17 protein-coding genes and 1 pseudogene are annotated in these 15,435 nt (G+C 35.5%); 8 read left to right on the top strand and 10 right to left on the bottom strand.

Annotated elements, in window-relative coordinates:
* Positions 1-315: 315 nt before the first annotated feature.
* The 6 genes and pseudogenes from EGX95_RS04205 to EGX95_RS04185 form a co-directional block, all read right to left on the bottom strand.
* Positions 316-630 (bottom strand): annotated as a pseudogene (locus tag EGX95_RS04205) (L,D-transpeptidase family protein); the annotation flags it as partial.
* Positions 631-812: 182 nt separating this feature from the next.
* The gene (locus tag EGX95_RS04200) at positions 813-1,346 is read right to left on the bottom strand and encodes a hypothetical protein (protein WP_000711253.1); all 534 of its coding nucleotides are present in this window, start codon (positions 1,344-1,346) and stop codon (positions 813-815) included.
* A 564-nt stretch (positions 1,347-1,910) separates the two neighbouring features.
* Positions 1,911-3,362, bottom strand: a complete 1,452-nt coding sequence (locus EGX95_RS04195) for a PH domain-containing protein (RefSeq protein WP_000278189.1) — start codon at positions 3,360-3,362, stop codon at positions 1,911-1,913.
* A complete protein-coding gene (locus EGX95_RS04190; protein ID WP_000371358.1) occupies positions 3,355-3,831 on the bottom strand; it encodes a PH domain-containing protein in 477 nt (158 codons plus the stop codon). Before EGX95_RS04190 ends, EGX95_RS04195 begins: the two co-directional genes overlap by 8 nt.
* Positions 3,832-3,910: 79 nt before the next feature.
* Positions 3,911-4,078, bottom strand: a complete 168-nt coding sequence (locus EGX95_RS30230; RefSeq protein ID WP_000783813.1) for a hypothetical protein — start codon at positions 4,076-4,078, stop codon at positions 3,911-3,913.
* A gap of 2 nt (positions 4,079-4,080) precedes the next feature.
* On the bottom strand, positions 4,081-4,662 hold the full coding sequence (locus EGX95_RS04185) for a TetR/AcrR family transcriptional regulator (RefSeq protein ID WP_000164850.1): 582 nt from the start codon (positions 4,660-4,662) through the stop codon (positions 4,081-4,083).
* A 155-nt stretch (positions 4,663-4,817) separates the two neighbouring features.
* On the opposite strand from EGX95_RS04185, the gene EGX95_RS04180 reads away from it, so the two are divergent.
* Positions 4,818-4,961, top strand: a complete 144-nt coding sequence (locus tag EGX95_RS04180) for a YjcZ family sporulation protein (protein WP_000522746.1) — start codon at positions 4,818-4,820, stop codon at positions 4,959-4,961.
* A 40-nt stretch (positions 4,962-5,001) separates the two neighbouring features.
* Here EGX95_RS04180 and ecsC read toward each other — a convergent pair whose 3' ends face one another.
* Genes ecsC through ecsA form a run of 3 tightly spaced genes read right to left on the bottom strand, consistent with a single transcriptional unit; the run spans position 5,002 to position 7,670 of the window.
* On the bottom strand, positions 5,002-5,709 hold the full coding sequence (gene ecsC, locus EGX95_RS04175; RefSeq protein WP_000634128.1) for an ecs operon protein EcsC: 708 nt from the start codon (positions 5,707-5,709) through the stop codon (positions 5,002-5,004).
* Between the two features lie 13 nt (positions 5,710-5,722).
* The gene (gene ecsB / locus EGX95_RS04170) at positions 5,723-6,934 is read right to left on the bottom strand and encodes an ABC transporter permease EcsB (RefSeq protein ID WP_001089153.1); all 1,212 of its coding nucleotides are present in this window, start codon (positions 6,932-6,934) and stop codon (positions 5,723-5,725) included.
* Entirely contained in the window at positions 6,927-7,670 is a 744-nt protein-coding gene (gene ecsA / locus EGX95_RS04165; protein WP_001292601.1) for an ABC transporter ATP-binding protein EcsA, read from the bottom strand. Before ecsA ends, ecsB begins: the two co-directional genes overlap by 8 nt.
* Before the next feature lie 558 nt (positions 7,671-8,228).
* On the opposite strand from ecsA, the gene EGX95_RS04160 reads away from it, so the two are divergent.
* From EGX95_RS04160 to EGX95_RS04150, 3 genes are all read left to right on the top strand, one after another.
* Positions 8,229-8,663: an HIT family protein gene (locus EGX95_RS04160; protein ID WP_001016840.1), complete on the top strand. Its 435-nt coding sequence runs from the start codon at positions 8,229-8,231 to the stop codon at positions 8,661-8,663.
* Positions 8,664-8,841: 178 nt separating this feature from the next.
* Positions 8,842-9,204, top strand: a complete 363-nt coding sequence (locus EGX95_RS04155; RefSeq protein WP_000030300.1) for a YtxH domain-containing protein — start codon at positions 8,842-8,844, stop codon at positions 9,202-9,204.
* Positions 9,205-9,502: 298 nt separating this feature from the next.
* On the top strand, positions 9,503-10,060 hold the full coding sequence (locus EGX95_RS04150) for an HTH-type transcriptional regulator Hpr (RefSeq protein WP_000834918.1): 558 nt from the start codon (positions 9,503-9,505) through the stop codon (positions 10,058-10,060).
* A 5-nt stretch (positions 10,061-10,065) separates the two neighbouring features.
* On the opposite strand, the gene EGX95_RS04145 is transcribed toward EGX95_RS04150, so the two are convergent.
* Positions 10,066-10,401 (bottom strand): DUF1878 family protein, encoded by a 336-nt coding sequence (locus EGX95_RS04145; protein ID WP_000383651.1) that lies wholly within the window; start codon positions 10,399-10,401, stop codon positions 10,066-10,068.
* A gap of 118 nt (positions 10,402-10,519) precedes the next feature.
* Between EGX95_RS04145 and EGX95_RS04140 the strand changes: the two genes are divergently transcribed.
* The 4 genes from EGX95_RS04140 to EGX95_RS04125 all read left to right on the top strand — a co-directional run bounded on the left by EGX95_RS04140 (position 10,520) and on the right by EGX95_RS04125 (position 15,408).
* A complete protein-coding gene (locus EGX95_RS04140) occupies positions 10,520-10,714 on the top strand; it encodes a hypothetical protein (RefSeq protein ID WP_000172692.1) in 195 nt (64 codons plus the stop codon).
* Positions 10,715-11,139: 425 nt separating this feature from the next.
* A complete protein-coding gene (prsA, locus tag EGX95_RS04135) occupies positions 11,140-12,003 on the top strand; it encodes a peptidylprolyl isomerase PrsA (protein WP_000710070.1) in 864 nt (287 codons plus the stop codon).
* A gap of 419 nt (positions 12,004-12,422) precedes the next feature.
* On the top strand, positions 12,423-14,756 hold the full coding sequence (gene helD / locus EGX95_RS04130) for an RNA polymerase recycling motor HelD (RefSeq protein ID WP_123805458.1): 2,334 nt from the start codon (positions 12,423-12,425) through the stop codon (positions 14,754-14,756).
* A gap of 88 nt (positions 14,757-14,844) precedes the next feature.
* Positions 14,845-15,408, top strand: coding sequence for a hypothetical protein (locus EGX95_RS04125; RefSeq protein WP_001017085.1), 564 nt, complete (start codon positions 14,845-14,847; stop codon positions 15,406-15,408).
* Positions 15,409-15,435 lie beyond the last annotated feature (27 nt).

Raw genomic sequence — 15,435 nt, 5'->3', positions numbered from 1 at the left:
CTCCTCTTTTAGTTTTGCAAGTTTTTTTGCTCAATTCGTTTTATTTTGTTCCGTCAACTTTAAATCAATTCAAAACCCCTGTTCACTCTCTAGAAACTATGGTGTTTTTCAATAACTACAAAAAAAATCAACTAAATCATCAAATTAATAATTAGTTGTCTCCAAAGACGAAAATTTTATATCATTTTTATTATTTTAGGGGCAATCCATTTTGCTAGCTCTATGGGCATGGGATTACACCAACAAAACAAAAATTGCATACTTAACAAAAAAGCCTACTAATGAAAGTAGACTTAAATTTTTTAGGTTATTAACTTAATAATTTATCAGTTCATTTTCAGGTGTTTGAATAATAACAGGATTTTTTCCTGAATCAATCCACCTTAAAATATCAATCACATTTTGTTTATCTACACCTGTACATCCTTCTGTCCATGAAGTAGAGACATGGAAGAAAATTGCGCTTCCTTTGTATGGTGTACGTGATTCCGTATTATAATTAATTACGAATCCATAATCATATGCTGGGATATACATATTTTCAGCTGACTTCCATCTACCTCTTACAGGCTTTTCTTGTAGCGTATTATAATATGGAGATTTAGAATCATCTACCCAAACATGATTTGGTTTTGCTTCCAAACTTTCGCAACGTTATTTTCTTATATAGCATTTAATTCACTTGATTATCAAAAAGGAATCCTATTATTTATGTATATTAGTGTTATCAGTCTTAAACTACAAAATAAATAATCAAAAGGTTTCCTATAAACTCAACCACTAAAAATTCTCCAATCCATTAAAATGTATAATTAATCTTCAGTTTGCTTTAATCGAAATATACTTATTCCTTTTTCCTTAGCCATGTTTTCAAGATTACTCTCTAAATATTCATAGACATCTTCAATAGAATCTTTAGACAGAAAAATATGTTCTAAATCCAAAGGATCTTTAACCGTTATACTTTTTTTAGAAAAAAGATTTATGATTTGTGGCAAAACACGTATAGTTTCGCACTCTAAATGTAGTCGTCTTCCATTTTTCAAATTGAGAATTAAGTCTAAATTAATTCGAGTCCCAGGAAGGAAAAGAACAGCGGTGGGCTTCTTAACAACAGAAACCTCTATATTGCTAATTTCGCTGTACATAAACTCTTCTACCGGCTCTTTCTTTTTTTTAATTCTAAGTGCCTCACAAAGTGTGATGGTAATATTATGCTCTCCCAAAGTAGTTATACAAAAAGGGTGTAATTTACTAGCATATGCAGGATAATATCTTCCTTCTAATTCAATAACTGTTGGTAATATTCTATTTTCGGAATACAACAAAAATTCTTCCTTTTTCATGACCATTCCACCTTATAAATATATTATTAAAACAACATTTAACAACAAATGCTTAAATATATCACAAACGAAATCTAAATTTTTACTAATTAGGATAAAGTTGGTATACAATTATTTTACCACAATCTCGAATATATGTATTGCCTTGTCCGTATTTCAGACATTTTTCTGATTTTCACTTATATTTATCGATTTACTGCCAGTATTTTATTTAAGAAAAGAAACACATCCACCTTCCGATTGCTACGTTTATGAGCGATTTAACGGGTGATTATACAGCCTTTTCTAATCCTAAGTTGTAATAAATACAAACTGCTGATTTATAAACCACCTATACTCCATCATATGAATACTTTTAAAAGAATACTAACGTCCCTATAACAAATGTTTTAGGAACGAACTCTATTCATAAAAACAAAAAAATTTCTCCTTACCATCGTATATTTGAAGAAACATTATTAAAATAAATAGAATTAATAAAATGAAAATATGAAATTAAAATTATTTTCCATCAGCTTTACATAAAAAAACAGCCCGCCTTCCGCAAAAGACGAGCCATTCCATTTAATTCTCACTTATTCTCTTCTTATACCAATCCTGCATTCTCTCCGCATCTTCTACTCTCGTATGCTCTAATTTATAACTCGATGATGCGCTCGAAAACTTATACGTACATAAATCCGCGCGGCGCTGGAAGTATGATTGCGTCTTTTCCATTGATTGGACGTGTCTTCTTCTAACAAGTCCTGTATATTTTCCGATGCTACGATATACAAGCGTAATTTGCTCTCCATTTACACTGTAACCATTTGTTTTAAATGTTGCGTATCCAAGTATAAAGATGAGAATCGCAAGCGGAATGAGTGCCCACATGATGAAGTGCTTTTCAAAGTATATACTTATACCAATAAGCGGGATAGCTATTATTACGAAAAAGATGAAGCTATCAATGAGATAGCGGCGTAATGCTGCTTTTGGTAATGAAATCATATTTGTATGCAGTTCGTATGGTAATTGTAAATGCGCGAGTAACTGTTGTACTCGATCTTTTCGGATGATTGGATGCAGTGTAACTTTTTCTTTTTCATCATCCGTTCCCTTACTTTGAATCACTTCTACTTGCACAGCACAATAGCCGAATGGCTGACGTAAAATACTTTCTTTTATCGTAATCCCTTGAATACGATGTAACTTTAAGACGAGTTCTTTTTTCTCAAGTAATCCTTGTGAAATGCGGACTTCGTCATTTCTTCGATTTACTGTGAAATCTCCATGTTTTAGCGCATAACCGATTGTAGATATAATCCACGAAAGGACGAGTAAAATAGCTACCATGAAAATCCAGCCATATATATCATGTTGCATTACATATGACTTTACGCTATTCTCTATCCACTTCGGAATGTATTCCTCTACTTGGTGATACACGAAAAAGATTAACGAGAATAATAGTCCAAACTGCCCCGATGTAACAGAGGCTAGTAAAATTTCTTTCCAAGTCAATTTATATTCTGTCGTTTGTTTTTCTTCTGTAACGATTTCTTTTTCTATTGCATGTTCCGCTTTTTCGTCTAGCGTTCCTTCTGCTTTCACTTCTAGAGTTGGCTCATTTAGCAAAGCAATAAGCTCAGTTGCCTCTTCTACTGTAATACCGGCTAAGCTAACCTCCGCATCATCGCCCCCGCCAGCTGTTTCAATTTGGATTTTCTTTAAGCCAAGCATTTGATATAACACGTTAGAGCTTGTATTGATTGTTTGCACACGTTCTTTATTTAAGTAGCTCTCCTTCTTCACAAAGAGACCTTGTTTCACATGTAATACGTTATTTTCAATCCAATATACTTTGTAATACCAGCCTACGATAGCTGAAACAATCGTGATTACCGCAAAACCGATAGGAACTAAATACCAAAATGGGAACTTTCCTTTTAAACTAAGGAGAAAAATAATAAATGGTATAAAATCTGTTATTTTTAATTCCAATAACATCGTGATCGGATGCTGCCTCTTATACATCCTCATCACTCACTTTCGCTAATTCTGCGATTTTCGTTTTCAACATTTCTGCTTCATACATCGTTAAGCCTGGGATGCTGTGAGAAGTTGCTGCTGTTGAAATGTGTAATTCTGCTAAACCGTATTTTCTCATAATCGGCCCTTGTTCAATCGTCACATGCTGTACACGAATCATCGGTACTAATACGCGCTTTACGACGAAAAGACCGTGTTGAATTTCAAGTTCTTCTTCATTTAGTTGGTAGCTGTAATAACGCTGACGTAGTTTTGGGAATAAAAAGTACGAAAATGGTGCGAACACAACTGTTAGCCCAATCATCACATACAAAATCCACGCCCACCAATCAAACTTTATCATGAGGAAAAGGTAAGCTAAAATGACAAGAATACCGATCCCTTCTTCTATTACAGCCCGAACTTTCCACACCTTGACCATGTCAGGGTGAATTTCATTTTTCAATGGATCCATGTAACCACTCCAAATCTAGTAATCTAATATATGAATAGTCTCAATCTATATTTTACATAACCTTACAGAAAATTGAAATTCAATCTTCTTTCTTCTCAGGAATAAAATATCCGAACCAAAGTAGCCAAATGAAACCGATTAACTTCATCCAATTTCCATCCGCTTGAAAAGCTTCTATCATGCCTGGAATTTTATACACCCCAATGAATCCAAGAAAACCGAGCCACCAGTTTTTTTGCATTTTCATCTTTACTCCTCCTTCATGACGTTTTTCACATTTCGAATCCAAATTTCTTTATACTTTAACTGAAATCCCATGAGCATGTAATTACTCATATTATCAATTACAAGCGCTAGCGTATGAGCGTTTTCTTCCGTTGCATCTTGTGACACAACGCCTAGTCTCGCGCCTTTCTTCAATAATTCGTGGAAACCATTTAAAAACTCTTCTTGTATTTCAAATAAGCGTTTCTGATACTTTTCATTTCGCGCCGCAGTTACGATAAATTCATTTATGACGCGCAGTATTCCTTCTTGTCCTTCATACTCAGAGAGCATATGTAAACCATCTGCGATTAACTTTTCTGCAAAGTTTTCTTTCGTATATTGCTCTTTATCGAAATAACTCACGAAATGATACCCAGAGAAAATTTCTTCAAATAAAAAATCGACTAACGCTTCTTTAGAAGAAAAATGATAATAAATGGCCGGTTTTGAAATACCTACCTCTTTCGCAATCATGGAAAGGCTCATCTTCTCAATGCCGTGCTCTGCCATAAGTTTAAATGAAGCCTCTACAATGTTTTGCGATGTTTGTAAATTCTTTGTCATACTGTACCTCACTTATTTTTACTTACCGGTCGGTAAGTAAATTATAAAATGAAACGAAATGATTTTCAAGTTAGTTAGCGCCCCAGGAGGAATTTATTGGTAAATGGAGAAAAATATAAAACAAAAGCAATATATAACAATAAGGAGGATATCATATGGGACTTGGTGGTAAAGGCGGTAGTGGTGGTAATGGCGGCGGTGAAGCTGGACAAGCTGGCAAAAGTGGATTTTCATTACTCATTGTACTTTTTGTCGTATTGATTATAGTTGGAGTTAGCTATATCGGACTTGGCTTCTAAGAAAAGGCGTCCTACATTACACATGTAGGACGCCTTGTTTTTAATCCTTATTCAACAATCGCATACGATAACAATTCATCGTTACTTCTCCAAGTCTTTGCAGTAATTGATAGTTCGCATACGCGCCGACCGGGGCACCGATTACCGGGACGAGCTGAAGCATCTTCGCTAAATCGATATAGTCTCGGTACTCTGTTTGGAACTTTTCCCAGTCCATATGATTTTCTTCTTCTGTATCCCACGTTTCGATTGCTTTCCATATTTCTTTTCGGTGGTCGTCACTTGAAAAGGCAAGTTGGAAAACGTGAAGGATAAAAAGGCGCTCTTCTTTATCGCTCGTATCAAATCCGTACAATGTTGCTGCATCGAATAAAAATTTAATTTTAATGCCGAGTAACAGCGGAAAGTCAGCAAGGCCAAGGAGAATACCGCCTGCTCCCGTCCCCGCTCCTTCTGCCGCTGCTATTTTTTTATACTCATCCATTTTTTTACGTACTTCATCATCTCGTCTTTGCAACGACCAGTTCGTCTCTTTTAATTTCGGCTTTATAAAGTTCGATCCGGCACTAATTGTTTGCACCATCATCCGAATCGTTTCTGTTAATACTTTTTGTACTTTCGCCGGAATAAGCTGTTGTACTTTCGTCTGCACTTTCTTTGAGAACCGTGTCATCATAGAAGAATCTTTCATGAATGTAGCTTTCCACTGCTCCAGTTCTTTTATAACCTTTTCTTCATATGTAATCATAGGTTCATTCCCTTCAATTTAAACGCTCAATACGTTTTGCCCCGTATTGATAAACGAAACCGATACTAAATACTATGCTTACGACTAATAAAATTCCCGTCATCATGAAATCTTTCGTAGCAAGTGCAAATATGATTGTAAATACAACGCTGCCAATAATGAGAATTGCATTTAATAAAGTAAGAAAATCTTTCTTCTTCTCTTCTCCGCCTACTGGGTACAAATCAAGCCAAATTTTCATGCGGTGATGTTTCCATAAAGTTAATAGCTGATAACCGATTAAGTATAGGAAGATAAGGCTTACGATAAATCGTCCATATAAAAACGGAATGAAGTAAAGAATAACTCCGCCAAGAGCGAGCAGGCGCACATATAAGCCAAAATAATTACCAGATCTTAAGAACGTTCTCGTATATAAGTATAAATAGGTACGCTTTTCACCGATCATCGAAAGAATGAAATCAAGCCATTTTCTACGTGCTACTCTCTCTTTTAATGCTGGTACATCAACGAACATATTCGCGATGCGGTACAGCAGCATCATCTTCTTACCTTCTTCAGAAATTAAATACTCCCAGTTTAGTGGTTTCCCCTTCACCATTTGATGCAGAATAGCGAGGTATAACACCATCAGAAGGATGATTCCGGCAATAAACATAACTGAAGTACGTTCCACAAGGAAATAAACAAATAAGGCGTTTAAAATAAATCGAATGAACCAATCGGCTCTTTGTATATTTTGATCTGTTAAAAATGACTTTTCCCACGCTACAAATAAATTCCACGCTTTTACAATGACAAATGCGAGTACGATCCATATGTAACCAGCTCCTGTTTGCTTCATTTGTTGGAAGTATAACGGAGCAAGCGCTGCTGCTACGATTGCAATTATGTATAACTGAATCATAAACGTAAAAAGAAATGCCTTTGTGAAGTACGGTTTTAACTTTTCTTCCACTGGCAGTAAGTAAACGAGATCCGCTTCTTTTAACAACGTTTGAATGGATCCGGTCGTTAATACGAGCCCAAGCAACACTGCCATAACGAGGGCCGTCGGAAACGAAGGTGTTAACGTTTGTAACCATTGCTGGTAATAATATGCTCCTGCGCCGATAATGAATACGAAAATAAATTTTAAATGATCATTAAATACGTATTTACTATATGTACGAACTTCTTGTAGAAAGTGACGAAATCGTTCTTTCCATAATGCTGTGCTATTCATAATCTTCTTCCTTCGTTAATGCAATATAAATATCATCTAACGTTGCATCCGGCATATGAAACTGTGATTGCAGCTCAGATAATGTTCCCTTCGCTCTCACTTCGCCTTGATGCAAAATAATGAACGAATCACAATAACGCTCTGCCGTCGCTAAAATATGTGTACTCATTAAAATACCTGCACCGCTCTTTTTCATTTGGTCCATCATTTGAAGGAGTGATTGGATTGCTAACGGATCAAGCCCAACGAACGGTTCGTCCACAATGTAAAGAGATGGCTCTACTAAAAACGCACTCATAATCATTACTTTTTGTTTCATCCCTTTTGAGAAATGAGACGGAAACCATTTCAAACGATTTTTCATACGGAATTCTTGTAATAATTGTCCTACACGTTCTTCATATTGTTTTTCATCGACACCGTAAGCCATCGCTGTTAGCTTCAAATGTTCTTCTAGCGTTAGCTCATCATATAATACAGGTGTTTCTGGGATGAACGAAAAACTAGAACGGTACGCTGTCATATCATCACGAATTGTTTTCCCATTAATCGTGACAGTTCCTTTTTTCGGTTCCATTAAACCGATAATATGTTTAATCGTCGTACTTTTACCTGCTCCATTTAAACCGATTAAGCCGACAAGTTCACCCTTATTCACAGAGAACGAAACATCTTTTAATACAGGTCGTTTCGTATATCCTCCTGTAACATTTTCTACACGCAATAACTCGCTCATACGACACCACTTTCTTCATTTATATTCGTTCTATATTCATCTTACCAAAAATTACGCTGTACTACATAGTATCGATGCATTCAAAAAAATTTAAATTTGTTCGCATATATTTTCCCGAAAGCGGACATCATAATTAAGGAAGAAGGAACACATTGAAAAAGCGACCACCTATTGATGAGTACAACAACATAGTGAAGTCATCATGAAATGGGGTGTCCAAGTTGGACAAAGGAATTTACACATAACCAGATTATTTGTTTTATTTTCGAAACGGGGTGTCTCCGAAAGAGCATATACTGTTTTAAAAAGTAAACAATTTCATTTAAAAAGATTGCAATTCATTTCACTTGAAAATGGGGTGTCTACGGCAGAAACTTTAGCCGATTTACCGTGCATTTCTTAAAATAAATGAGGTGTCTGCGAAACGTAAATTACGATAATGCTTTTTCAATCCATCTTCAGAAAACAGGAAGCTGAGTCAGCTTCCTGTTTTTCGTGTTTGTTCTCTTATGTAATTATGGTAAAATACGGCTAAGGATATTTGAAAGGATGAGATCGATGAATCATACAGCAGATAATTGTATTTTTTGTAAAATCATTGACGGGCAAATCCCTTGCTCAAAAGTATACGAAGATGAACATGTGCTTGCATTTTTAGATATTAGTCAAGTAACAAAAGGACATACTCTTGTTATTCCAAAAGTTCACAAACAAGACATTTTTGCGTTAACGCCAGAAATCGCATCACACATTTTTTCTGTCGTTCCGAAAATCGCAAATGCGATTAAAGCAGAGTTTAATCCAGTTGGCTTTAACCTACTTAATAATAATGGTGAAAAAGCTGGACAAACTGTGTTCCACTTCCACCTTCATTTAATTCCACGCTACGGTGAAAACGATGGTTTCGGTGCTGTTTGGAAATCACATCAAAATGAATACACAATGGAAAATTTACAAAACATCGCAAGTACAATTGCAAATAGTGTGAAATAGTGACACTATAATAAGAAGTCATACATAACAAGCCACTTTCCTAACGTGATTAAATATGGCACGGCTTGTTTCTCCACTTAAGATGCTGGGGACTGCACACTTTCCTTTCCCTCGTCTTAAAGATATGCATATTTTTTCACATCATGAATACGAACAAAAAATAAGGAGGTCTCCTTTTATGTCAAAAGCTAAATCCTTTATTACAGGTGTCATTTGCGGCGGAGCAGTTGCTGGACTAGCTGTTCTTTTCTCAACTCCTTCTTCGGGCAAAGACATGCGCGGTAAGTTAAAAGAAAAAGGAAATGATATTAAAAAGACTTTAGCTGATATTACAGCTGATACAAAATTATTAAAACGTCAAATCGTTGAAACTGCTTCAGAAGGTAAAGAAGTGTTCCAAGAATTAAAAGACGATATGCACGATACACTTTCTAACTGGAAGCAAGATATTTCTCAAAACAAACGACATATTGAGAAAGAGATTTTGGACATTCAAAAATCAATTGAGAAACTACAAGAAGCTGTTCCGGAAAAAGCGTAAACAAATTCCTGCTTAGTTTTTTGCATATAACAAATATTTTTTATATAAATTGACCTTAACACGGCATATCACATAGATATGCCGTGTTTTTATGCATTTACAATATATGTTATCACTTAACATGTATGGACAACACATGTATTCACGACTCATAAACCGCTTCCATAGTTATGCATGATTTGTATAGAATGTCATTTTTCCAAAAAATTTTCACAATTCTCACAAAAAGACTTTATTAATTTTTATTTTACTGGCATAATAGATAGTAATGAAAAAGAATGTTAAAGTGGGTGAGTATATGAAAAGTGGAGAAAAAGATTACTCGGTAAAAGAAGCGATGATTTTCAGCCAACGCATTGCTCAATTATCGAAAGCGTTATGGAAATGTGTAGAGAAAGATTGGCAGATGTGGATTAAACCTTATGATTTAAACATTAATGAGCATCATATTTTAACAATCGCTTATCATTTAAAAGGGGCTTCTATTTCTGAGATTGCTAAGTTTGGAGTTATGCACGTATCAACGGCGTTTAACTTCTCGAAAAAGTTGGAAGAACGCGGCTATCTTGTATTCTCGAAAAAAGAAGATGATAAACGAAATACGTACATCGAAATTACAGACAAAGGGGAAGAATTACTACTTCGCTTAATGGAGGAGTATGACCCTGAAAATAATTCAGTGTTTAATGGGGCTCTTGCACTTCGTAATTTTTATGGGAAGTTCCCAGAAAATATCGAACTGATTGCTATCTTGCGTAACATTTACGGACAAGACTTCATCGATATTTTTGAGAAATCATTAGAAGATATTGAAGAGAACTTTACAGAATCCGATCAAAAGTTAGTTAAGAAGTAATCTATTTACTTTTTCGCAATCATGCTTAAGAATTCATTCATAAGCGGTTTGAATAAACCTTGTTTTGCTAGCGCTTCCGCAGTTTCGTGTACTTCGAGCTGATGTGGAAGCGCTTTTTCAAATTGATCTAACAGCGCATCGAACAAAAGAAGTCCTTCTGCTTTTTCCACTACATATTGTTCGTTCAGTATTTCACAAAGATTTAGTATACGTTCAATATCTTTTTTACGAGCTTTTTTCTTTATGATCAAAGAATAAAATGGACACTTTTCTTCATCAATCATTTTAAATAGTAGGTCTACGTAGTATTCAGCTTGTTCTAATCTTCTAACAACGTCCATTTTCTCCCTCACTTTCTAACACAAAGTCTTCTATTTCTGAATTTTATAACACGAACAAAATATCGTATGATACAATATATAAAGTATATGTATTTTAGCCAAAAGGAGGTCTCGCCTCATGACACTTATAACAGTTGTTTTTGTCGCATTCGCACTTCTTGTTATATTTTACACGAATTTCATGACACATACACTGTGTGAACGAAAACAAATATCTGCGAGCCGCCAACCCGGTGTCTTTCGGGTTATTAATGTATGTATAACAATTTTATTAATTTCTAGTTATATAGAAATTATATTTCATGGAAAGTGAGGAAGGAAAGCCCCTTCCTCACTTTTTTCCTCTATAAGCAAATTATACCTACTATAACCAATAAAATAAACAGTACAAGTAATAAAATAAGTTGAGAATTCATCCCCATCCCCTCCTCTATTCTGTATATGCGGCATACGCCCAATATGGTACACCTTCAAAATCTGACACGTACTGGTTAAATTTTCTTTATCAATATGAAAACACGTCGAAATATGATATATTAAATTTTGTACATATTGCTTATACTATGAAATACATGACACGCATCTTAACTTTATCCTAAAGCCTCGGTAAGCCCTGTTAAGCGAGCTTTACCAACAAAAAAAGCAAAAGTATCAGTGAGACTTAATCGGGCTCTAATGAACTAAAATTCATTGGTATAGGATAAATTAAAAATACATAATAGTAGGAGTGTTTATCGAATGAAGAAAGCTATGCTTGCCTTAGCCGCAACAAGTGTAATCGCATTATCAGCATGTGGAACATCATCATCAGACAAAATCGTTACATCTAAAGCTGGTGACATTACAAAAGAAGAATTCTACGAGCAAATGAAGACACAAGCTGGTAAACAAGTACTAAACAACATGGTTATGGAAAAAGTACTTATTAAAAACTACAAAGTTGAAGACAAAGAAGTAGACAAAAAGTTCGATGAAATGAAAAAACAATACGGTGATCAATTCGATACACTATTAAAACAACAAGGTATTAAAGAAGAAACGTTAAAAACTGGTGTACGTGCTCAATTAGCGCAAGAAAAAGCTATTGAGAAAACAATCACTGATAAAGAATTAAAAGATAACTACAAGCCTGAAATTAAAGCAAGCCACATTCTTGTAAAAGATGAAGCAACTGCGAAAAAGGTTAAAGAAGAACTTGGACAAGGTAAATCTTTCGAAGAGTTAGCAAAACAATACTCTGAAGATACTGGTTCAAAAGAAAAAGGTGGAGACTTAGGATTCTTCGGACCTGGCAAAATGGTTAAAGAATTCGAAGAGGCTGCTTATAAACTGAAAAAAGATGAAGTAAGCGAACCTGTGAAATCACAATTCGGTTACCACATCATTAAAGTAACAGACATTAAAGAGCCAGAAAAATCATTCGAACAATCTAAAGCTGACATCAAAAAAGAAATCGTTCAAAAGAAAGCACAAGATGGCGCATTCATGAACGATCTTATGATGAAAGAAATCAAAAAAGCTGACGTAAAAGTTGACGATAAAGATTTGAAAGATCTTTTCGAAGAGAAGAAAACTGACGCTAAAAAAGAAGAAAAGAAATAATGAAATAAAAAGCTTGGGCTTAGGCCCGAGCTTTTTTTATCCCCTCTTCTCTCGGTAGTTATATCTAGATTCGGTAAATGAAATTATATAGTTGGTCCTCTGAATGAATTATATCAGCGATTTTTTAAATATATCGACCACAACTCCAATTATATCGGCGATTTTCATAATATATCGACTTACCGACAGAAACTGACAATAACTGCGAACCCCTCTTAAAACACAAAAAAACCTTGATCCACGCCACACGGAACCAAGGTTTATCTTATTATCATTGATTAAATTCAAAAACTATGTTAAATTAGTACAGAAACACGTTTCACTAAATATAAAGAACGTATTTATCCGTATCTTAATTTTACACCAAAACACATCTTCAGTCAACCTCTATTTTTCACTTTTAAAGGAGTGCTTACCGTATGAACAAAAAACTTGATTTAGAGCAAAAAAGATTGGATACCGTAATCGAAACGATTACGCAGCAAATTGATAAACTGGAAAACGAAACTGGCAGACGCCGGGCAGAAGTAATCCATATTCGTAAACACTTTTGGGATGACGTGAAAGTGAATACTGATACTTTTGATGATTATCTTGAAACAGTTATCAACTTAAGACAACAAGCTCAGTCACTAGCTGTCACACAAATTACCCATAAGCACACCTTTAATCGACTTGCCGCACTAAAACGCATGCATAAAGCACCTTATTTCGGACGAATTGATTTCAAAGAAGAAGGAGAATCTGCTGCGGAACAAATTTATATTGGCGTTGCTACACTTACGGATGCTAGTGGAGAAAACTTTCTTATATATGACTGGCGCGCACCTATTTCGAGTGTATACTACGATTATCCACCAGGACCAGCTGAATATAGTACACCAGGAGGCGTAATCCACGGTAACGTGGAGAAAAAATTACAATATATTATTCAAAATGGCGAGATTGATTCTATGTTCGATACGAGCCTTACAATTGGCGATGAGATCTTGCAACAAGCGCTCGGAAAAGGTACAAACAAACATATGCAAAGTATCGTCGCTACGATTCAGCGCGAGCAAAATGAAATTATTCGTCACGATGAAGGCCGACTTCTTATCGTGCAAGGAGCTGCTGGTAGCGGTAAAACGTCCGCTGCCCTGCAACGAATCGCCTACTTACTATATAAATATCGCGAATGGCTAAAAGCAGATCAAATTATTCTCTTCTCCCCTAACTCTATGTTCAATAGCTACGTATCTAACGTACTACCTGAACTCGGCGAAGAAAATATGCAGCAAGTGACATTCCAAGAATATTTAAATCATAGACTAAGTAAGTCATTTGACGTGGAAGATCCATACGAGCAATTAGAATATATGCTCACTGAAACAAATAGCCCTATCTATAAAACAAGAAATGCAAGCATTCGCTTTAAAGCATCTACTCAATTTTTCGAAATGATTCGAGCGTACAGACAATCTCTTGAATCATCAGGCATGCTATTTAGAGGAATGAAATTTAGAGGAAAGCTAATTGTCTCTGCGAAAGAAATTACAGAGCAATTTTATAATACTGACTCCTCTCTCCGCTTCCATAGCCGAATTGAGAAGTTAACGGATTGGCTAAATAAGCAAATAGATGCACTTGAAAAAGCAGAACTGAAAAAGCCTTGGGTAGAAGAAGAAATTGAACTACTTAGTAAAGATGAATATCAAAAGGCTTATAAATATTTACAGAAAAAAGGTGAGTTTGACGACAACTCCTTTAACGATTTTGAGAAAGAAGCGAAAGTACTTGGACGTATGATTGTCCGTAAAAAATTGAAACCACTTCGCAAAGGTGTTCAAACATTGCGCTTTATCAATTTCACAGGCATATATAAACACCTCTTCACAGATGCATCATGGGTTACTGGAGAAAAACCGAAAGAATGGGATGACATTTGCTCATTAACAGTAAACATGTTAGATGAAGGAAAGCTATATTACGAGGACGCAACTCCATTTTTACTTTTAAAAGAGTTAATTGAAGGCTTCCAAACAAATAGATCGATTAAGCACGTACTCGTAGACGAAGCGCAAGATTATTCACCATTTCAGTTCGAGTTTTTAAAACGTCTCTTCCCTGCTGCAAGAATGACGGTACTTGGAGACTTTAACCAAGCAATATTTGCTCATGCGAGTGAAACGGTGAATTTCGATACACTTACAAATTTATACGGGCCGGATGAAACGAACGGCATTAACTTAACTCGTAGCTACCGCTCAACAAAACCGATTATTGAATTTACACGGGCTCTCGTACCGGAAGGAAAAAACATTCACGCATTTGAACGTGACGGCGAGAAACCTACAGTGATGAAAGCATCCAGTGACAGCCAACTGCATGAGCATATTACTGCCAAAGTTGCTGAACTACAAACAGAGCAGCACAATACGATCGCAATTATATGTAAATCCGCAGCTGAAAGTGCCGCTGCATACGAAGCGCTTAGTCATATCGAGAATATTAAACTCGTGAAGAGTAACTCAGCTGAGTATGAGCAAGGCATCGTCGTGATCCCCGCTTACTTAGCGAAAGGTATCGAATTTGATGCTGTTATTATTTACAATGCTTCTAAAGATGTATACAGCGATGAGAGCGTTCGTAGATTATTCTACACTGCTTGTACGCGCGCAATGCATGAATTACAACTTTATAGCGTTGGCGAGGTTAGTCCTTTTATTCTTGAGGCTGATTCGGAGAGTTTTGAGCTTATTACAACACCTTGATAACAATCAAGGTGTTTTCTTTTTTATGCAGGACTTACACCTTTAAAGTAGAATATATCAGTTTAGAAAAAAGTTAAGGAGCGAAAAGATGAACCATTATTTTATTGCTATTTATGACGGTGAATTCCCTTCCAAAAAATTACATACCATTTTACAATCTAAGCACACTTTTACTGACCTAAACGTCCGCACCATTGCAATCCCCTCACCAAGACCTTTCACATTATTAGTTGGCGAAGAACACGATGCACTTACAACTGGACTTACAGACAAATACCACTTATTAACGAAAGAGTTTCAAACACTCAAGCAGCAAGAAAAGTACTACTATGTATACGATTATAAAATTAGAAAGACCATCGAGAATCCTACCAAAAAATGCTTTCCATTCGCACAAATTCATATAAGTGTTACGAAATTCCATCAGATGATTCAAAAAGTAAAAGACTTAAAACAACCTGTATTTGCAGGTTATAACATCATTTCTCATGATGCAGACATACTTACGATTGATGTACTTCTTTCTTCACCTGTATTGGATCCTAACACTTCCGAAAAAGACGCGGAAGAATACGCCTATTTACAGCAGCTAGCTGAATCAATTTCTCGTTCTGAATTATGTATTTCTATTAAAGAGAGTGCACTTATTTAAACACGAAAAGAGGGTTATTTATCATAC

This window comes from Bacillus sp. FDAARGOS_527 (assembly GCF_003812125.1).
In the GTDB taxonomy this organism is placed as follows: domain Bacteria; phylum Bacillota; class Bacilli; order Bacillales; family Bacillaceae_G; genus Bacillus_A; species Bacillus_A paranthracis.
This window is presented reverse-complemented; position numbering and strand designations above follow the sequence as displayed.

Coding starts and splice junctions, on each gene's coding strand:
- EGX95_RS04140 (WP_000172692.1), top strand. CDS start 10,520: ATGACACTTATAACAGTTGTTTTTGTCGCATTCGCACTTCTTGTTATA.
- EGX95_RS30230 (WP_000783813.1), bottom strand. CDS start 4,078: ATGAAAATGCAAAAAAACTGGTGGCTCGGTTTTCTTGGATTCATTGGG.
- EGX95_RS04195 (WP_000278189.1), bottom strand. CDS start 3,362: ATGTATAAGAGGCAGCATCCGATCACGATGTTATTGGAATTAAAAATA.
- ecsC (WP_000634128.1), bottom strand. CDS start 5,709: ATGATTACATATGAAGAAAAGGTTATAAAAGAACTGGAGCAGTGGAAA.
- helD (WP_123805458.1), top strand. CDS start 12,423: ATGAACAAAAAACTTGATTTAGAGCAAAAAAGATTGGATACCGTAATC.
- EGX95_RS04125 (WP_001017085.1), top strand. CDS start 14,845: ATGAACCATTATTTTATTGCTATTTATGACGGTGAATTCCCTTCCAAA.
- ecsA (WP_001292601.1), bottom strand. CDS start 7,670: ATGAGCGAGTTATTGCGTGTAGAAAATGTTACAGGAGGATATACGAAA.
- EGX95_RS04180 (WP_000522746.1), top strand. CDS start 4,818: ATGGGACTTGGTGGTAAAGGCGGTAGTGGTGGTAATGGCGGCGGTGAA.
- EGX95_RS04160 (WP_001016840.1), top strand. CDS start 8,229: ATGAATCATACAGCAGATAATTGTATTTTTTGTAAAATCATTGACGGG.
- ecsB (WP_001089153.1), bottom strand. CDS start 6,934: ATGAATAGCACAGCATTATGGAAAGAACGATTTCGTCACTTTCTACAA.
- EGX95_RS04150 (WP_000834918.1), top strand. CDS start 9,503: ATGAAAAGTGGAGAAAAAGATTACTCGGTAAAAGAAGCGATGATTTTC.
- EGX95_RS04155 (WP_000030300.1), top strand. CDS start 8,842: ATGTCAAAAGCTAAATCCTTTATTACAGGTGTCATTTGCGGCGGAGCA.
- prsA (WP_000710070.1), top strand. CDS start 11,140: ATGAAGAAAGCTATGCTTGCCTTAGCCGCAACAAGTGTAATCGCATTA.
- EGX95_RS04200 (WP_000711253.1), bottom strand. CDS start 1,346: ATGAAAAAGGAAGAATTTTTGTTGTATTCCGAAAATAGAATATTACCA.
- EGX95_RS04190 (WP_000371358.1), bottom strand. CDS start 3,831: ATGGATCCATTGAAAAATGAAATTCACCCTGACATGGTCAAGGTGTGG.
- EGX95_RS04145 (WP_000383651.1), bottom strand. CDS start 10,401: ATGGACGTTGTTAGAAGATTAGAACAAGCTGAATACTACGTAGACCTA.
- EGX95_RS04185 (WP_000164850.1), bottom strand. CDS start 4,662: ATGACAAAGAATTTACAAACATCGCAAAACATTGTAGAGGCTTCATTT.